17 protein-coding genes and 1 pseudogene are annotated in these 15,099 nt (G+C 75.6%); 8 read left to right on the top strand and 10 right to left on the bottom strand.

Annotation, left to right across the window (positions count from 1 at the left end; all coding sequences use genetic code 11):
- The first annotated feature begins 57 nt into the window (after positions 1-57).
- Complete coding sequence (locus tag AB8M62_RS12685; protein WP_369069783.1) at positions 58-915, top strand: sucrase ferredoxin; 858 nt, start codon at positions 58-60, stop codon at positions 913-915.
- Between the two features lie 68 nt (positions 916-983).
- On the opposite strand, the gene AB8M62_RS12680 is transcribed toward AB8M62_RS12685, so the two are convergent.
- On the bottom strand, positions 984-2,747 hold the full coding sequence (locus AB8M62_RS12680; RefSeq protein ID WP_369069782.1) for a purine-cytosine permease family protein: 1,764 nt from the start codon (positions 2,745-2,747) through the stop codon (positions 984-986).
- A gap of 341 nt (positions 2,748-3,088) precedes the next feature.
- A pseudogene (locus AB8M62_RS20095) lies at positions 3,089-3,142 on the bottom strand (hypothetical protein); the annotation flags it as partial.
- A gap of 191 nt (positions 3,143-3,333) precedes the next feature.
- Between AB8M62_RS20095 and AB8M62_RS12670 the strand changes: the two are divergent.
- A complete protein-coding gene (locus tag AB8M62_RS12670; RefSeq protein ID WP_369056197.1) occupies positions 3,334-4,335 on the top strand; it encodes an NAD-dependent epimerase/dehydratase family protein in 1,002 nt (333 codons plus the stop codon).
- Positions 4,336-4,372: 37 nt separating this feature from the next.
- On the opposite strand, the gene AB8M62_RS12665 is transcribed toward AB8M62_RS12670, so the two are convergent.
- Positions 4,373-4,798 (bottom strand): DMP19 family protein, encoded by a 426-nt coding sequence (locus AB8M62_RS12665; protein ID WP_369069781.1) that lies wholly within the window; start codon positions 4,796-4,798, stop codon positions 4,373-4,375.
- Positions 4,799-4,975: 177 nt separating this feature from the next.
- Here AB8M62_RS12665 and AB8M62_RS12660 point away from each other — a divergent pair, with 177 nt between their 5' ends.
- The gene (locus tag AB8M62_RS12660; RefSeq protein WP_369069780.1) at positions 4,976-5,209 is read left to right on the top strand and encodes a hypothetical protein; all 234 of its coding nucleotides are present in this window, start codon (positions 4,976-4,978) and stop codon (positions 5,207-5,209) included.
- A 36-nt stretch (positions 5,210-5,245) separates the two neighbouring features.
- On the opposite strand, the gene AB8M62_RS12655 is transcribed toward AB8M62_RS12660, so the two are convergent.
- From AB8M62_RS12655 to AB8M62_RS12645, 3 genes are read right to left on the bottom strand one after another with little or no spacing between them, the layout of a single operon-like run.
- Positions 5,246-5,575 (bottom strand): DUF1905 domain-containing protein, encoded by a 330-nt coding sequence (locus tag AB8M62_RS12655; RefSeq protein WP_369056199.1) that lies wholly within the window; start codon positions 5,573-5,575, stop codon positions 5,246-5,248.
- Positions 5,572-6,441: a polyphosphate kinase 2 gene (gene ppk2, locus AB8M62_RS12650; protein ID WP_369069779.1), complete on the bottom strand. Its 870-nt coding sequence runs from the start codon at positions 6,439-6,441 to the stop codon at positions 5,572-5,574. Before ppk2 ends, AB8M62_RS12655 begins: the two co-directional genes overlap by 4 nt.
- Positions 6,419-7,366 carry a LysR family transcriptional regulator gene (locus tag AB8M62_RS12645; RefSeq protein WP_369069778.1) on the bottom strand — a complete coding sequence of 316 codons (948 nt, stop codon included), beginning with the start codon at positions 7,364-7,366 and terminating at the stop codon, positions 6,419-6,421. Before AB8M62_RS12645 ends, ppk2 begins: the two co-directional genes overlap by 23 nt.
- Positions 7,367-7,444: 78 nt before the next feature.
- Between AB8M62_RS12645 and AB8M62_RS12640 the strand changes: the two genes are divergently transcribed.
- Both AB8M62_RS12640 and fucP read left to right on the top strand, forming a co-directional pair.
- Positions 7,445-7,615, top strand: coding sequence for a hypothetical protein (locus tag AB8M62_RS12640; protein ID WP_369056202.1), 171 nt, complete (start codon positions 7,445-7,447; stop codon positions 7,613-7,615).
- 155 nt (positions 7,616-7,770) lie between these two features.
- Positions 7,771-9,096 carry an L-fucose:H+ symporter permease gene (gene fucP / locus AB8M62_RS12635; protein WP_373694933.1) on the top strand — a complete coding sequence of 442 codons (1,326 nt, stop codon included), beginning with the start codon at positions 7,771-7,773 and terminating at the stop codon, positions 9,094-9,096.
- 34 nt (positions 9,097-9,130) lie between these two features.
- Here fucP and AB8M62_RS12630 read toward each other — a convergent pair whose 3' ends face one another.
- Together AB8M62_RS12630 and AB8M62_RS12625 are read right to left on the bottom strand one after the other, a co-directional pair.
- A complete protein-coding gene (locus AB8M62_RS12630; protein ID WP_369069777.1) occupies positions 9,131-10,648 on the bottom strand; it encodes a S8 family serine peptidase in 1,518 nt (505 codons plus the stop codon).
- A gap of 188 nt (positions 10,649-10,836) precedes the next feature.
- Positions 10,837-11,826 carry an SDR family oxidoreductase gene (locus tag AB8M62_RS12625; protein ID WP_369069776.1) on the bottom strand — a complete coding sequence of 330 codons (990 nt, stop codon included), beginning with the start codon at positions 11,824-11,826 and terminating at the stop codon, positions 10,837-10,839.
- 139 nt (positions 11,827-11,965) lie between these two features.
- On the opposite strand from AB8M62_RS12625, the gene AB8M62_RS12620 reads away from it, so the two are divergent.
- Complete coding sequence (locus AB8M62_RS12620; protein WP_369069775.1) at positions 11,966-12,484, top strand: DUF4383 domain-containing protein; 519 nt, start codon at positions 11,966-11,968, stop codon at positions 12,482-12,484.
- A gap of 13 nt (positions 12,485-12,497) precedes the next feature.
- On the opposite strand, the gene AB8M62_RS12615 is transcribed toward AB8M62_RS12620, so the two are convergent.
- The gene (locus AB8M62_RS12615) at positions 12,498-13,508 is read right to left on the bottom strand and encodes a YeiH family protein (RefSeq protein ID WP_369069774.1); all 1,011 of its coding nucleotides are present in this window, start codon (positions 13,506-13,508) and stop codon (positions 12,498-12,500) included.
- Positions 13,509-13,602: 94 nt separating this feature from the next.
- Here AB8M62_RS12615 and AB8M62_RS12610 point away from each other — a divergent pair, with 94 nt between their 5' ends.
- On the top strand, positions 13,603-13,818 hold the full coding sequence (locus AB8M62_RS12610) for a DUF6458 family protein (RefSeq protein WP_369056207.1): 216 nt from the start codon (positions 13,603-13,605) through the stop codon (positions 13,816-13,818).
- 1 nt (position 13,819) lies between these two features.
- The gene (locus AB8M62_RS12605; protein WP_369069773.1) at positions 13,820-14,557 is read left to right on the top strand and encodes an HpcH/HpaI aldolase family protein; all 738 of its coding nucleotides are present in this window, start codon (positions 13,820-13,822) and stop codon (positions 14,555-14,557) included.
- 21 nt (positions 14,558-14,578) lie between these two features.
- On the opposite strand, the gene AB8M62_RS12600 is transcribed toward AB8M62_RS12605, so the two are convergent.
- The coding region (locus AB8M62_RS12600) for an alpha-L-arabinofuranosidase C-terminal domain-containing protein (RefSeq protein WP_369069772.1) at positions 14,579-15,099 on the bottom strand (521 nt) is incomplete at its 5' end.

Genomic DNA, 15,099 nt, shown 5'->3' with positions numbered 1-15,099 from the left:
CACCCGGCGCAGCGGCGGTTCTCGTGCGCCGCTGCGTCGCAGGAGCGCGGGGAGGCGGTGCTCGGCACCGCCTCCCCCACCCGCGCCTGGCTGCTGGTGGAGGAGCCGGGGCCGTGGGGGGCGGGCGGTGTCCCGGAGTCCCGGCTCGGCCCCGAGGTCACGGAGTCGCTGCGCCGCACCGCGTCCGGCCTGTCGGCGCGGTTGCTGCTGGTGCGCCGGCCCGGGCAGGCCCGCGGGGACGACGGCCGGCGGACCCTGTTCCTCGTCACCTGCGCCCGCGGGCGCGAGCGCGTCCTGGTGCGCACGTGCGCGGCCGCCGACGTGGCTGCGGCCGCCGCGGACGAGGACGGCTGGAGCGAGCGGCCGGGGAACCTGTTCCTGGTGTGCACGCACGGGCGCAAGGACTGGTGCTGCGCGCTGCGCGGGCGCCCGGTCGCGCAGGCCCTGGCGGCGCTCGCGCCGGAGGACGTGTGGGAGTGCTCCCACCTGGGCGGTGACCGCTTCGCGGCCAGCGTGCTGACCCTGCCGACGGGCTGGACGTACGGGCGCGTGGACGCCGACGACGCCGCGGACCTCGTGGCGGCGACCGCCGCCGGCCGCGTCCTGCCCGCCCTGGCGCGCGGGCGCTGCAGCGAGGCGATGGTCGCGCAGGCCGCCGACGTCCACGCCCGCCTGGCGCTGGGCGTGGACGACGTGACGGCCCTGCGCCCCATGGCGGCCCGCCGCGACGGGCGCGACGAGGCGCTGTGGCACGTGGACCTGGCCGACGCGCCCGGGGGCGGGACGCTGCGCGTGAGCGTGCGGCGCACCGCCGGGTCCGAGGCCGCGCTGCTGACGTGCGGCGCCGCGCAGGAGCAGCGCCCGCCCGCGTGGGACCTCGTGGACGTGGTGGCGCGGGAGCTGCCCACCGGCTGAGCGCGGCCGAGGGACGACGACCCCGCGCTCACGACGACGAGCGGGCGGAGGCGCCGGTGCACCGGTCGTCAGGCGGACCGCTGGGCCCGGTGCTCGACGAGCGCCTCCTCCGCCCGGCCCTTCCGGCGGCGCAGCTCCCAGTAGGCGCAGGTGAAGTAGACGACGGTCCCCGCTGCTGCGACCGCCCAGAACTGCTCACGCCGCGTTTCGTAGGCGGGGACGTCCGGGCTGGACAGGAGGACGAGCAGGGCGGCCGCGAAGACCACCACGAGGTCGACGATCCAGACCACCCTCAGCACGCGGGTCAGCCGCCGGCGGTCCCTGGTGTCGAGCCCAGCGGGAGTCCTCGCCGCCTGCTCGGCGTGGAAGGCGTCCACCCGCTCCTGGAAGAACTCGTCGGCGGCCTCGCCCTCGGGGTAGTTCCCGGTGGCTCCCATCCTCCTGGCGAGCAGGACGTACAGGGCGGCGCTGAGGAGGAAGGCGGGCACGAACGCGATGAACTCGGGCATGAGGCCGAGGGCGACCGCCGTGGCCGCCGCGGCGATCGAGGTCCCCCAGGCCAGCAGCGCCGGCACGTTGGTCACACCCTTGTAGCGCGCCCAGAACCTCGTCATCCCCAGGCGCGGCAGGAGGTGGTGCTCGGCGAAGAGGATCCCGCCGATCGGCACCAGCGCGATCCCGGCGTAGGTCACGAAGATGAGGTAGTTGCGGTAGACGAACGGGAACGCGGCCGCCGCGACGACGACCACGCCGGTGATGAGGGTGACCTTCTGGCGCGAGAGCTTCGGGAAGACGCCCTGGCCGGCCAGCCCGGAGCGGTACAGGTTGGCGTTGGCCGTGGTCCAGCCGGCGACGACGACGGTCGCCAGCCCCGCGTAGCCCAGCGCCTCGAACGCCACCGTCCCGGGCTCGATCACCTCGATCGAGGTCGTCGTGATCGCGGCGGCGGCCGCGCCCATGACGCCGGCCGAGACCCAGGCCATGTAGTGCCCGATGAGCATCCCGGTGGCCGTCGTGTAGCCGTACCGGCTCTTGCGGGCGTACCGCAGGAGCGACATGTCGATGAGGCCGGCGTGCGCGAAGCTGTTGGCCGCCCAGGAGAACCCGATGATCCCCACCAGGCTGATCCCCGCCCCCCCGTCGGGGGTCCGACCGGTGAAGACGGCCTCTTCGCCGATCTGGACGAACCCGCTCCAGCCGTCCACCACGGTCGATCCGGTCACCGACTGGGCGACCGCCGGCAGCAGGACGAGGCCACCGGTGGCGAACATGACCACCAGCCAGGGCGCGCAGGTGCTGGCGAACTCGGCGAGCGCGTTGAAGCCGAAGGCCGCCACCAGGACGGCGACGAGGCCGAACGCCAGCGCGAGGACGACGAAGGCCGCGCTCGTGGGGTAGGCCTCCGTCTGCGCCGGGAAGTCGAGGACGAGGCGCAGAGCGGTGGCCGACACGGTGATCATCGCCGCCGCGATGATCGCGAAGAGGAACGCGTTGAGGGCGTTGAACAGCTTCGACGTCGCTCCGCCGGCGACCCGGCTCAGGTAGGTGTACACGCTCATCCGCGTCCGCACGGCGATCGGCGCGGTGACGAACCGGAAGGTCAGCACCGCGAGCAGGTTGCCGACGAGCAGACCGATGAGGACGTCCTTCATGGAGGCGCCGAGGACCACGAAGGTCGCGCCGAAGATGAACTCCGTGCCCGCGACGTTCTCGGCGGCGTACAGGCCGGCGAAGTGCCCCGGGCCGTGCTGCTCGTGCTCGCCGGCGGGGAGCTGCTCGGCGTCCATCCCCGCGATCCGCTGGTCGACCTGGGCTGCGCTCGCTCGGGGCACGCGGTTCCTCTCGACTGGTGCGGCCGTCAGGTCCAGCTGCGCGGTCGGGCTCCCGTCGCCCGGGCCTCCCGTGGTCCGGACCAGGTGGACGCCGCCCCGTCGAGCGGTCTCCCGCACCGCTCGTGTCGTTGGACACTCGCTCCCGGTCGTGCTCGTGTCAACCGGAGGCGGGGCGCGGCTCGGCGTCGTCACCGACGGCGGCCACCAGGTCCTCGGGGGTGTCGTCGACGACGTCGGCGACGACCACCCGCCCCTTCCAGGCCCCGGGACGACGCGCCCCGCGTGAGCGCGGGAACCAGGCGAGCCACGGGCTCGCCGGAGCGGGCGATCACCACGTCCTCACCCCGCTCGACCGCTCCGAGCAGGCGGGACAGGTGCGTCTCCGCCTCCTGCACGTCGACCGTCCACGTCACGGCTCCACGGTGGGGACCGCCTCGGACAGGGTCGACCGTCTCCGCGGTGCGCGGCGGTCGTCGCGACGTCGCCACCGCCCTGCCCGTGGAGCCGGCCGCCGGCTGACGCTCCGGGTGTTCGCCCGCGGGGGAACCGGGTGACGGCCGGGCGCGCGGACGGCCACGATCGGGCCGTGGACCTCCTGGTGCTGGGCGGCACCCGCTTCGTCGGCCGGGCGCTGCTGGACGCCGCGCTGGCGCGCGGCTGGGACGTCACCGCGCTGCACCGCGGCCGCACGGGCACGCCACCGCCGGGGGTGCGGGTGCTGCACGCCGACCGCACCGACGCTCGGGCGTTCGCCGCCGCGGTGGCCGGGCGCCGCTGGGACGCGGTGGTGGACACGTGGGCCGGCGCCCCGCGGGTGGCGACCGCGGCCGCCCGGGTGCTGGCGGGCAGCGCCGGTGGGTACGCGTACGTGTCCAGCGCCTCGGTCTACGTCTGGGGCGAGCACGTGGACGAGAGCTCGCCGCTCGTGGACGGCGACCCCGCCGCTGGTGACGAGGTGGACTACGCGGCCGCCAAGCGCGGCGCCGAGCTGGGCGTCCTGGCCTCCTCCCCCGGCGCCCTGCTGGCCCGCGCCGGGCTGGTCCTGGGCCCGCGCGAGGACATCGGCCGGCTGCCGTGGTGGCTGCGGCGCACCGCGGCCGGCGGGCGGGTCGTGGCCCCCGGCCACCCGGGCCGGCCGCTGCAGTTCGTCGACGCCCGCGACCTGGCGGCCTTCGTGCTGGACCGGCTGGCGGCCGGTGCCGGCGGCGCGGTCGACGTCGCCAGCCGCTCCGGGCACACGACGACCGCGGGTCTGCTGCGGTCGTGCGTCGAGGTGACCGGCTCGGACGCGGAACTGGTGTGGGTGGACGAGCAGCGGCTCGCCGCGGCCGGTGCGCAGCCGTGGACGCACCTGCCGTGCTGGGTGCCCACCGGCGGGGAGTTCGCCGGGTTCCTGGAGGCGGACACCTCCCGCGCCGCGGCCGCCGGTCTGCGCTGCCGGCCGGTGGAGGAGACGGTGGCCGACACGTGGGAGTGGCTGCAGCGCGCGGGGTTCCCGGCGCAGCGTCCGGACCGGCCCGTGCACGGGCTGCCGCCGGAGCTGGAGGAGGAACTGCTGCGGGTAGCGGCCGGGGACGCGCGGGGCTGACGACGGTCGTGCGGACCCCGGTGCGACGACCACGCGGTCAGGACGGCAGCAGCTCGGGTGCGATCTCGTGCAGGTGAGCGGCCACCGCCGCCTCCAGCCGCTCCGAGGGAGCGATCGCGGAGTACGCCGAGTCGAGCTGGTCCCAGAGCGAGGCGTCCGTCTCCGAGAGCTCCTCCCAGCCAGTGGGCCGGAACCGCAGGTACTCCTCGCGGGCGCGGGTGACGAGCTCGGCGACGTCGCTCAGACCGAGCCAGCGGTAGCCCTCGACGGCGTCCTCGATCGATCGCAGGTCGTCGCTGAAGAAGACGTTCTCGACGCCTCCACCGACCAGTCCGCCGTTCTCGGCGATGCCGTGCAGGGCCATCACCGCACCCAGGGAGCGGAGGCCGGGAAGGGCCGACGCGTCTCGGCGCTCGTAGGCGTGGACGGCGCGGACGTTCAGCGCGTCGATCAGCGGGGTCATCGTCCGCGCCCTCCCGGTCGTGAGCAGGTCGGGTCCGGACGCTAGCGCTCGCCTCCGACGCTCCCTGCGACTCACCGGTCGTCCCGCTCACCGGGTGGGCGGCCGAGGTCGGCTCCACCTCACGGTCCCGTCGCTCCGGCGCTCGCGGGACCGCTGCGGCAGCGTCACCATGGCGGCGTGCCCAGCGCGCCGACCGAGGACGTCCCCGACGAGACGCACGCCGCCCCGCGCCGCCGCGCAGCCCGCGCCCACCAGTCGCCCCGGGAGCGACGGCTGACCAGCCTCGTCGAGGAGGAAGGCACCCCCGCGCTCGACGAGGTGCTGGAGCGCACCGGCGGGCGGGCCGGTGGCAGCGTGTCGTTCGGTGACGCGGTCGAGGCGGTGCGTGAGGACCGCGACGGCCGGTCGTGACCGTCGTCGACGCCGCCGCCGCCGACGCGGCCACGCCTACCGCAGCACCTCCACCCGCAGCCGCGCGGTGTCGCCGACGCCGATCCCCTCGGCGCGCCGTACCGACCGCTTCAGCGGCACGACGTACGCGCCCTCGGCGGACTCCGGGAACACCGACGTCGTCCAGGTCGAGGCGCCGCAGGTGACGCGCACCCGCACGGACCCGAAACCGCTGGGCGGGCGCGGCAGGGCCCGCACGTCGTCGGAGGCGTCCCGCGGCAGCCGCGCGAACACCCACTCGTCGGCGCGCGCCTCCCACCGCCACAGCGGCGCGCTGAACTCCACGACGAGCGCGACGGGGTCGTCGGCGCGGTCCGCGTCGCTCACCCGCGCAGCGGCCCGGTCACGTCGGGCACGTACCGGGAGGCGCTGCGCGGCGGCCGCCGGTACTCCCCCGCGGCGGGCCGTTCGCCCAGCTCCAGCTGCTCGGGCTCGACGTGCTCGTAGGGCACCTGGGCGAGCAGGTGGGAGATGCAGTTCAGCCGGGCGGCGCGCTTGTCGTCGGCCTCGACGACCCACCAGGGGGCGTGCTCGGTGTCGCAGCGGGCGAACATCTCGTCCTTGGCGCGGGAGAACTCCACCCACCGGCGGCGGGACTCCACGTCCATCGCGGACAGCTTCCAGCGGCGCATCGGGTCCGACAGGCGCGAGCGCAGCCTGCGCTCCTGCTCGGCGTCGCTGACGGAGAACCAGTACTTCACGAGCACCGTGCCGGAGTCCACGAGCAGCCGCTCGAACACCGGCGCCTGCTGCAGGAACACCTCCAGCTCCTCGGGGGTGCAGAAACCCATGACCCGCTCCACCCCGGCGCGGTTGTACCAGGAGCGGTCGAACAGGACGATCTCGCCGGCGGTGGGCAGGTGCTCGACGTAGCGCTGGAAGTACCACTGGCCGCGCTCGCGGGCGTCGGGCGCGGGCAGGGCGGCGATGCGCGCGGAGCGGGGGTTCAGGTACTGGGTGATGCGCTTGATCGTGCCGCCCTTGCCGGCGGCGTCGCGGCCCTCGAACACCACGACGACGCGGGTGCCGCTGCGCCGGACCCACTCCTGCATCTGCACCAGCTCGGCCTGCAGCTCCAGCAGCCGCCGCTCGTAGGCGCGGCGCGGGACCTTGCCCGCGCCGCCCTCCTCGCGGTCGCCCCCGGGTTCCCGCTGCTCGGGCTGCTCCCGCTCACCGCTCCGTCGCGTCGCCACCCCTCGATCGTGGACCCCGGCGACCCCCGGGGTCCAGGTCCCGCGGCCCCTCGCGCCCGGCGCGGTCGGTGACGTGGGCGAGGAACCGCTCGGCGGCCGGCAGCAGCCGGCGCTCGGGGGACCACACCGCGCCGACGTCGCGGTGGGCACCGGCGTCGGTCAGGGGGACGGTCCGCACGGCGGGGTCCTGCTCGGGCCCGTCGGGGACGACGGCCACGCCCAGGCCGGCCGCGACGAACCCGCGCAGCGAGGGCAGGTCCCCGCACTCGAAGGCGACGGCGGGCGCCAGGCCCGCGGCCGCGCACAGCTCGTCGGTGCGGCGGCGCAGCAGCGACGTGGGCGGCAGGACGAGGAACGGCTCGCCGGCGACGTCGGCGAGGGCGAGCGCGTCGCGCCGGGCGAGGCGGTGGCCGGCGGGCAGTGCCAGGAGCAGCGGCTGGCGCGCCAGGAACCGCCACCGCAGCGCCGACCCCACCGGCCGCAGGGCCGTCAGCTCCACGTCGACGTCGCCGCGGGCGGTGAGCAAGGAGGTGAGCTCGTCGCGCGCCGGGCGCAGCTCGAAGCCGACCCGGGGGTGCCGCGCGCGGAACCCGGCCAGCAGGTCGGGCACCAGCCAGGTCCCCAGCGACGCCTGGAAGGCCAGCACCACGGTGCCCGCCCCGGGGTCGACGACCTGCTCCACGGCCGCGAGGCCGTCGTCGAGCGCGTGCAGGGCGGCGTCGACGTGCCGCTTGAACGCGGCACCGGCGCGGGTGGGGCGCAGCGAGCGCCCGGAGCGGCGCAGCAGCGGCGTGCCGACCTCGGCCTCCAGCCGGGCCAGGGCGCGGGAGACGCCGGACTGGCTGACGCGCTCTCCGGCGCTGACGTCGGTGACGCTCACGCCGTCGGCGACGAGCTGGAACCAGCGGAGGGCCTGCGTGTCCATCCCGCATGACGCCACGTCATGGGTGTCATGCGCAAGGTTCATTGGACGCATGGACGAGGTGCCGCGGACACTGGACCCATGACCGACCCCCGCACCGCGACCCCCGTCACGGCCCGTTCCGGCTGGCTGTCCGCCCTGCGCCACGTCGCCCGCCCGCGCCCGTCCGAGCAGACCGTCGTCGCCGCGATGCCCGCCACCCGGGGCGCCTCGGTCGTCGTCCTGCCGGCCGCCCGCCGCGCCGTCGACTGACGCGCGGACCCGCGCCGCTCCGCCCTGGAGGGTGGGGCGGTGACGTGCTAGACCTGCCTGGGGCCCTCGGGCCCGAGGCGTCGCCGGCCGACCCGTGACGGGTCGCTGGCCGGTGGGCACCTCCTCACGTCGACGAGGACACGAGGAGCACGGCCGTGACGACACGTCCGACGACCGGCGGGGACCTGACCGTCGAGAGGTCCCCCTTCCTGAACCCCGGGGCCAAGCTCCCCTTCGTGCTGCTGGTGACGTGCTTCGCCGCGTGGGGCACCGCCGCGAACATGACCGACCCGCTGGTCAGCGTCTTCCGCACGATCTTCAGCATGAGCAACTTCCAGTCGGCGCTGGTGCAGTCCGCCTACTACGGCGCCTACTTCCTGCTCGCGCTGCCGGCGGCGTTCGTCAACCGGCGCTTCTCCTACAAGACCGGCGTCCTGCTGGGCCTGGGGCTGGCGGCCGCCGGCGCCTTCCTGTTCTTCCCCGCTGCGCAGTCCATGACGTACGGGATGTTCCTGGTGGCCCTGTTCACCCTGGCCGCCGGGCTGTCCGTGCTGGAGACGTCCGCGAACCCGTTCGTCATGGCGATGGGTCCGGAGGCCAGCGCCACCCGCCGCCTCAACCTGGCGCAGGCGTTCAACCCGGTCGGCACGAACCTCGGCGTCCTGCTCGCAGCGGTGCTCATCCTGCCGAACCTGAACACGGCCACCGCCGAGGAGCGCGCCGCCCTGGACCCGGAGGCCCTGCGCGCCGTCCAGTCCGCGGAGCTGGACGCGGTCATGACGCCGTACCTGGGCTTCGGCGTCGTCCTCGTGCTCATCTGGATCGGCATCGCCGCGGTGCGGATGCCCGACCACGTCGGCACCGACGTCGAGGAGGGCCACGAGGCGCACTTCGCCGCGACGCTCAAGCGGTTGCTGGCCAACCGCCACTACCGCTTCGGCGTCGTCGCCCAGTTCTTCAACGTGGGCGCGCAGACCTGCGCGTGGACGTTCACCCTGCAGTACGCCGCGGAGGCCGTGGGGGCGTCCTCGACCGAGCAGGGGATCTGGCTGCAGGCCAGCCTGATCGTGTTCCTCGTCTCGCGCTTCCTCATGGTGTGGCTCATGGGGTACGTGCGCGCGGCGTTCCTCATGCTGCTGATGACCGTGCTGGGGGTCGTGCTGTGCGCGGTCGCGGTCCTCGCCCCGAACCTCGTGGGGATGCTGGCCGTCGTGGGGCTGTCGCTGTGCCTGTCGCTGCTGTTCCCGACGATCTACGGGATCGCGCTGCGGGGACTGGGCGAGGACACCAAGTTCGGCGCCGCCGGCCTGGTCATGGCGATCCTGGGCGGGGCGCTGCTGCCCCTGGTGCACGGGGCGACGATCGACGCGACGAGCGCGACCACCGCCTACCTGGTGCCGGGGGCCTGCTTCGCCGTGGTGGCGGCCTACGCGCTGTTCAGCCTGCGCGCGGACCGCGGACCCGCGGCGGCACCGGCCTGAGGGACCGGGCCGGGCGCCGCCGCGGGTCGTGGGATCAGCGGACGGCCGCGGCCGCGTCGACGAGACCCTCGCCGAAGAACCCGTTGCGCTCGGCGGTGCCGGTGCACTGCTGCGCGGTCGCCGGGCAGGGCACGTCGGTCGCCTGCTGCTCCAGGCGCTCGACGAGCTGCGCGCCGCTGAGCTCGGGGTGCGCGGACTTCATCAGCGCCAGGACGCCGGCGGCGTGCGGGGAGGCCATCGAGGTCCCGCTCTTGAGCCCGTACCCGCCGCGCAGCGTGGTGGACAGGATCGAGCGGCCGGGGGCGGCGACGTCGATGACGCCGTCGCCGTAGTTGGAGAAGCTGGACCTCGCGCCGCTGGCGTCGGTGGAGGCGACCGTCACGACACCGTCGATCTCGGCGGGGATGTCGAGGCAGTCGTTCCCGATCGGGCGGGAGACGGGCGTGCTGTCGTTGGGGCTGGAGGTGTCGACGGTCTTGTTCGCCAGGTCGACGTTCGAGTTCCCCGCGGCGGCGACGTTGGCGATGCCCTTCGCCCGGGTGTGCTCGACGGCGCGCTGCACGGCGGTCTTGACGGCGCGCTGGTCGGCGTCGTCGTCGCACCAGAACTGCCACGGGTCGATGTAGTAGCTGTTGTTGGTGATGTCGGCACCGGTGGCGGCCGCGTGCATGAACCCGCAGATCGCGGCCTCGGCGAAGATGAACCCGTCGTCGTTGACGACCTTGACGGCGGACATCCGCACGCCCGGGGCGACGCCGACGATGCCGACGCCGTTGCGGGCCGCGGCGATCGTGCCTGCGACGTGGGTGCCGTGGTCGCTGGTGGTGGGCTGCCACGCGGCGTAGGAGCTGTCCGGGACACCGCTGAGGCAGCTGGCGGAGGCGGCGGCGTCGACGTTCGGCGCCAGGTCGGGGTGGTCGCCCTCGATCCCGGAGTCCAGCACGGCGACGAGCACGTCGCGGCTGCCGTCGGTGACCTGGTGGGCGGCGTCGGCGCCGATGGCGCGCAGGTCCCACTGCTCGCCCTCGCGGGGGTCGGGCACGGCGGTGGTGGCGGCCTCGAGGTCCTGGCTGCGGTCGGCGCGCTCGGCCAGCGTGCGGGCGTCCCGGCGGCCGGGCTCACCGGGGCGCAGCGGGTCGCTGACCCCCCAGGTCGGGTCGGTGCTGGTGACGGCCGCCGTGCGGGTGGCGCCGACGGACTCGACGGCCTTGTCGGCGCGCAGGCGCTCGGCGAAGGCGGGGTCGGCCGACTGCGCGACGACGACGCCGATCTCGGCCCAGGACTGCACGACGGTGCCGCCGGCGGCGGTGACGGCGCGCTCGGCCTTGAGCGTCTGGCCGCGGTTGGCCTTGGCCACGTTGACGGCGTAGTTCATCGGGACCGCGGTCGCGGCGGTCGCGGTGCTGCCCGCGGTCGCGGTGCTCGCGGTGGGCGCGGCACCCGCGTGCGGGGCGCCGACGGTGAGGCTGATCGCGGCGGCCAGGGCGGCGCCCGTGGCCAGGGTCCTGCGGGTGCTGGTCGTGCGGGTGCTGGTGGTCGTGGTGCGGGGCACGGCGCTCCTCGGTGAGTGCCGGGCGCGGTGGCGGGCAGGCGTCACCGCGCCCGGGTCAGGGCTGTTTCCACGAGCAACGTGCTCACGGACGAGAGCCGTATCTGAACACAACGTCGCCGGAGCGTCCAGTACGCCGCGGCAACTTCCAGGCCCGCCGCGGCGCCCGCGCGGACCGGTGGAGCCCCCGCTCAGCCGATCCGGAAGCGCGCCACGAGGTCGTCCACGAGGGAGTTCCAGTCCTCGTCGACGACCCGGCGGGCGGGGTCGGCGTCGTACCAGTCGACGATCTCGCGCGCGCCCCGCTCGAAGGGGACGGTCGCCGTCCAGCCCGGCACGACGGAGCGGACCTTGCTGTTGTCGAACACCGCCGAGTGCGTCTTGTCGCCCAGCAGCGAGGCGCCCCGCTCGGGGTCGGCCGCGGCGATCTGCTCGGAGGGCACGTGGACGATCCGGGCCTCGACCCCGGCCGCCGCGGCCAGCGCGTGCGCGACCTGGTCCCACGTCAGCACGTCGTCGGAGGTGATGTGGAACGCCTCCCCCAGCGTGCGCGGGTGGCCCAGCAGCGGCACGAACGCGCGCGCGAAGTCGGTGTGGTGCGTCAGCGTCCACAGCGAGGAGCCGTCCCCGTGCACGACGACCTCCTGCCCGCGGCGCATGCGCTCGACGGCCGACCAGCCGCCGTCGAGCGGGACGAGGGTGCGGTCGTAGGTGTGCGAGGGGCGCACCACCGTGGCCGGGAAACCGCGGTCGCGGTAGGCGTGCACGAGGAGGTCCTCGCAGGCGGCCTTGTCGCGGCTGTACTGCCAGAACGGGTTGCGCAGCGGCGTGGACTCGGTGATCGGCAGCCGCGCCGGTGGCGTCTGGTACGCGGAGGCGGAGCTGATGAACACGTACTGCCCCGTGCGCCCCTCGAACAGCTCCAGGTCGGTGCGCACGTGATCGGGCGTGAAGGCGACGAAGTCGGCGACGGCGTCGAACTCGCGGTCCCCCAGCGCCTCGCGCACCGACGCGGGGTCGCGCACGTCGGCGACGACGCGCTCGACCGCCTCCGGCAGGTCGCGCCGCCCGCTGCCGCGGTTGAGCACGGTCACCTCGTGCCCGCGCTCCACCGCCTCGGCCACGCAGGCGGAACTGATGATCCCGCTACCACCGATGAACAACGTCCGCAGGGCGCTCACCCGCCGCACCGTACGCAGCCGCCGGGACGGGGGCGAGCCGGGCGGTGGCGGAGTCCGCGTGTGAGGACGGCGACGGCGGGTAGGGACACGGTGACGGACCGACCACGGACCACCACGACCACCCACCCGCGGAGGAACCATGGCCAGCGACCGCAGCGCGTCCACCCGCGCCGACGACCTCACCGTGAGCAGGTCCCGGCGCACCCCCGTGCAGCTGGCGTCCCTGCTGGTCGGCGCGACGTTCCTGCTCGTGGGGGTCCTCGGCTTCGTACCGGGGATCACGACCGGCGTCGGGGACATGACCTTCGCCGGGCACGAGTCCGGTGCCCACCTGCTGGGCGTCTTCCACGTCTCGGTGCTGCACAACCTGCTGCACCTGCTGTTCGGCGTGGCGGGGATCGCGCTGGCCCGCACCGCGGCGCTGGCGAAGGCGTTCCTGCTCGTCGGCGGCGTCGCCTACCTCGGCCTGTTCGTCTACGGCCTCGTCGTCGCGGAGACCAGCGGGGCCAACTTCGTGCCGGTCAACCGGGCCGACGACTGGCTGCACCTGGGCCTCGGCCTGGGCATGGTCGGCCTCGCGCTGCTCATGCCGGGGCGCCTGTCGCACGGCACCGCCGTGGGCCGCAGCGGCCGCACCGCCGGCGGGAACGCCCAGTAGGGCCGGCGGGGCCTCACAACCCCAGGAGCCGCACCCCCGCCAGGGCGACGCCCGCCACGAGCCCCCAGGCCGCCAGCCCCAGCGCCAGCGAGCGCCGGTCGGTGCGCACCAGCCGCGGCACGTCGATGCCGGTGCCCAGCCCGAACAGCGCCGCGACCAGCAGGACGTCCTGCACCCGCGCGGCGCCGGACAGGAGCTCCGCGGGCAGGGCACCGGTGGCCCGCAGCGCCACGGCGGCGACGAACCCCAGCACGAACAGCGGCAGCAGCGGGGGCCGGTGCGCGCGGCCGCTCGTGCGGGCGCGCCGCCGCCGCGACAGCCCGACGAGCAGGACGAGCGGGGCCAGCAGCAGCACCCGCGCCAGCTTGACGGCCACCACGGTCGCCAGCGCCCCGGCCACGAGGTCGCCGACCGCGACGGCCTGGCCGACGTCGTGCACGCTGGCGCCCGCCCACGCCCCGAACCCCTGCACGTCCAGCCCGAGCGGGCCGCGCAGCAGCGGCAGCACGCCGATCGCCAGCGTCCCGCAGAGGGTGACGAGCGCGATCGCCGTGGTGGTGTCCTCCTCGTCCGCGTCGGTGGCCGGGCGCACCGCGGCGATGGCGGAGGCCCCGCAGACCGCGAACCCCGTCGCCACGAGCAGCGTGCGCTCGCGCCGCACCCGCAGCAGCCGGCCCAGCAGCAGCGTGCCGGCGAAGGTGGTGGTGACGGTGCCCAGGACGAGGACCGCGCCGGCGGCGCCCAGGCCGAGGACCTGCGCCAGCGGGACCTGCAGCCCGAGCAGGACGACGGCCGTGCGCAGCAGGCGGCGGGAGGCGAACGCGGTGGCCGCGCGGAACGCCGGGCGGTGCAGGCCCGTGCTGCCCAGCACCGCGCCGAGCACGACGGCCGCCGTGGACGCCGGCAGCAGCGGCAGCGCGGCACCGGCGGCCAGCGCGGCCGCGGTGGCCGCGACCACGAGCACGGCCCCCGGCCACCAGGACGGCGGGCGGGCGGGCCGGGGGGCGGTCACCGGGTCGGGCACCGGACCAGGGTGGTCGCAGGTCCCCGGCGCCCCCGCGGCGGGGTCGCCCGCGTGTCCGCCTTGCGCGATCACGGGATCGGAGGAAGCTTCGGGTGTGCGCCTGGGAACAGCCATCTTCCTGCTCGCCGTGGGGGCGGTCCTCCGCTTCGCGGTGACCCTCGAGGTGTCCGGGGTGGACCTGCAGACGGTGGGGGTCATCCTCATGGTCGTGGGGGTGCTCGGGATCGTCCTGGAGTTCGCGTTCTTCCGGCCGCGGTCCCGCGCCAGCAGCACCCCGACCGACCGCGGGTACTCCGACCGCGGCCTCTGAGGTGCGTCCCGGCGCGTGGTCGACGCTGGGCAGCCCGGCCGCGGCCGCGGCGCTGGCCCGCAGCGGGGTCGCTCGCGTGGTCCTGGACGCCCAGCACGGCCTGTGGGACGAGTCCTCGGTGCTCGCGGCGCTCGCGGTCCTGACCGGGACGGCACCGCCGGGCGTGGAGGTCCTCGTGCGGGTGCCGCGCGAGGACCCGGCCTGGGCCGGGCGCGTCCTGGACGCCGGGGCCGACGGCGTCGTCGTCCCCCTGGTGGAGGACGCGGCAGCTGCCGGGCGCGCGGCCCGCGCCTGCCGCTACCCGCCGCGCGGCGGGCGCAGCTGGGGGCAGCTGGCGCCGCTGTGGACGGGAGCGGTGGAGGACCCGGCGCGGGCGGACGCGCGGGTGCGCTGCGTCGTCATGGTCGAGTCGCCCGGGGCGCTGGAGCGGGTCGAGGAGATCGCCGCCGTCCCCGGGGTGGACGAGGTGTTCGTCGGCCCGTACGACCTGGCGCTGTCGCTGGGGACCACGCACGCGGAACTCCTCGCGGCCACCGCGCCGGGCGACCCGCTGCCGCGGGTGGTCGCGGCGTGCCGGGCGGCGGGGATCAGCGCGGGCGCCTTCGGGGGCGCGCCGGAGCCGGCCCGCGCGCTGGCGCAGATGGGTTTCGACGAGGTCGTCGTGGTGGTGGACGCCACCGCGCTCGCCGAGGGAGCGGCCGCGTCGGTGGCGGCCCTCGCCGGGAGCGACCGGGACTGATCCCGGCCGCCCCCGCGGGTCTCAGGCGGTGACGGCGAGGCTGACGGTGGCGAACGAGTGCTGCGGAAGCCGCACGCGCAGCCGGCCGCCCTCCAGCGTCGCGATCTCGTCGGCGTCCCGGACGACGACCGGGGTGGCGTCGGCGGTGTTGTGCGCCGCCAGCTCGTCGGCCGTCAGCAGCCGCACGCGCGCGTCGGAGACCGCGGCCCCGCGCAGGTCGAGGTCCACCTCGAGACCGTCGGCGGCGTCGAGGTTCGTCAGCGAGACGAGCACGCGGCCGTCCTTGGTGCTGGCGGTGGCGGTGAACGTCTGCAGCTCCTCGTCCCCGACCGTCCGCACCGGCGAGGGGGTGCGCAGGTGCAGGGGCAGGGAGTCGGCGTCGTGGTGGCCCTTGTTCATCGCGAACACGTGGTAGGAGGGCGTCAGGACCAGCGCGTCGCCGTCGGTGAGGATCATCGCCTGCAGCACGTTCACCGTCTGGGCGATGTTGGCCATCACCAGCCGGTCGGCGTGGCGGTGGAAGCCGTCGAAGTGCACGCTGG

Source organism: Kineococcus terrestris, from assembly GCF_041020755.1.
Classification (GTDB): domain Bacteria; phylum Actinomycetota; class Actinomycetes; order Actinomycetales; family Kineococcaceae; genus Kineococcus; species Kineococcus terrestris.
The sequence above is the reverse complement of the archived record's forward strand: the minus strand, read 5'-3'. Positions and strand labels throughout refer to the sequence as shown.

What these genes read in the sequence shown, in the direction of transcription:
- AB8M62_RS12665 (WP_369069781.1), bottom strand. Translation starts at nt 4,798, where the DNA reads ATGACCCCGCTGATCGACGCGCTGAACGTCCGCGCCGTCCACGCCTAC.
- AB8M62_RS12645 (WP_369069778.1), bottom strand. Translation starts at nt 7,366, where the DNA reads ATGGACACGCAGGCCCTCCGCTGGTTCCAGCTCGTCGCCGACGGCGTG.
- AB8M62_RS12640 (WP_369056202.1), top strand. Translation starts at nt 7,445, where the DNA reads ATGACCGACCCCCGCACCGCGACCCCCGTCACGGCCCGTTCCGGCTGG.
- AB8M62_RS12620 (WP_369069775.1), top strand. Translation starts at nt 11,966, where the DNA reads ATGGCCAGCGACCGCAGCGCGTCCACCCGCGCCGACGACCTCACCGTG.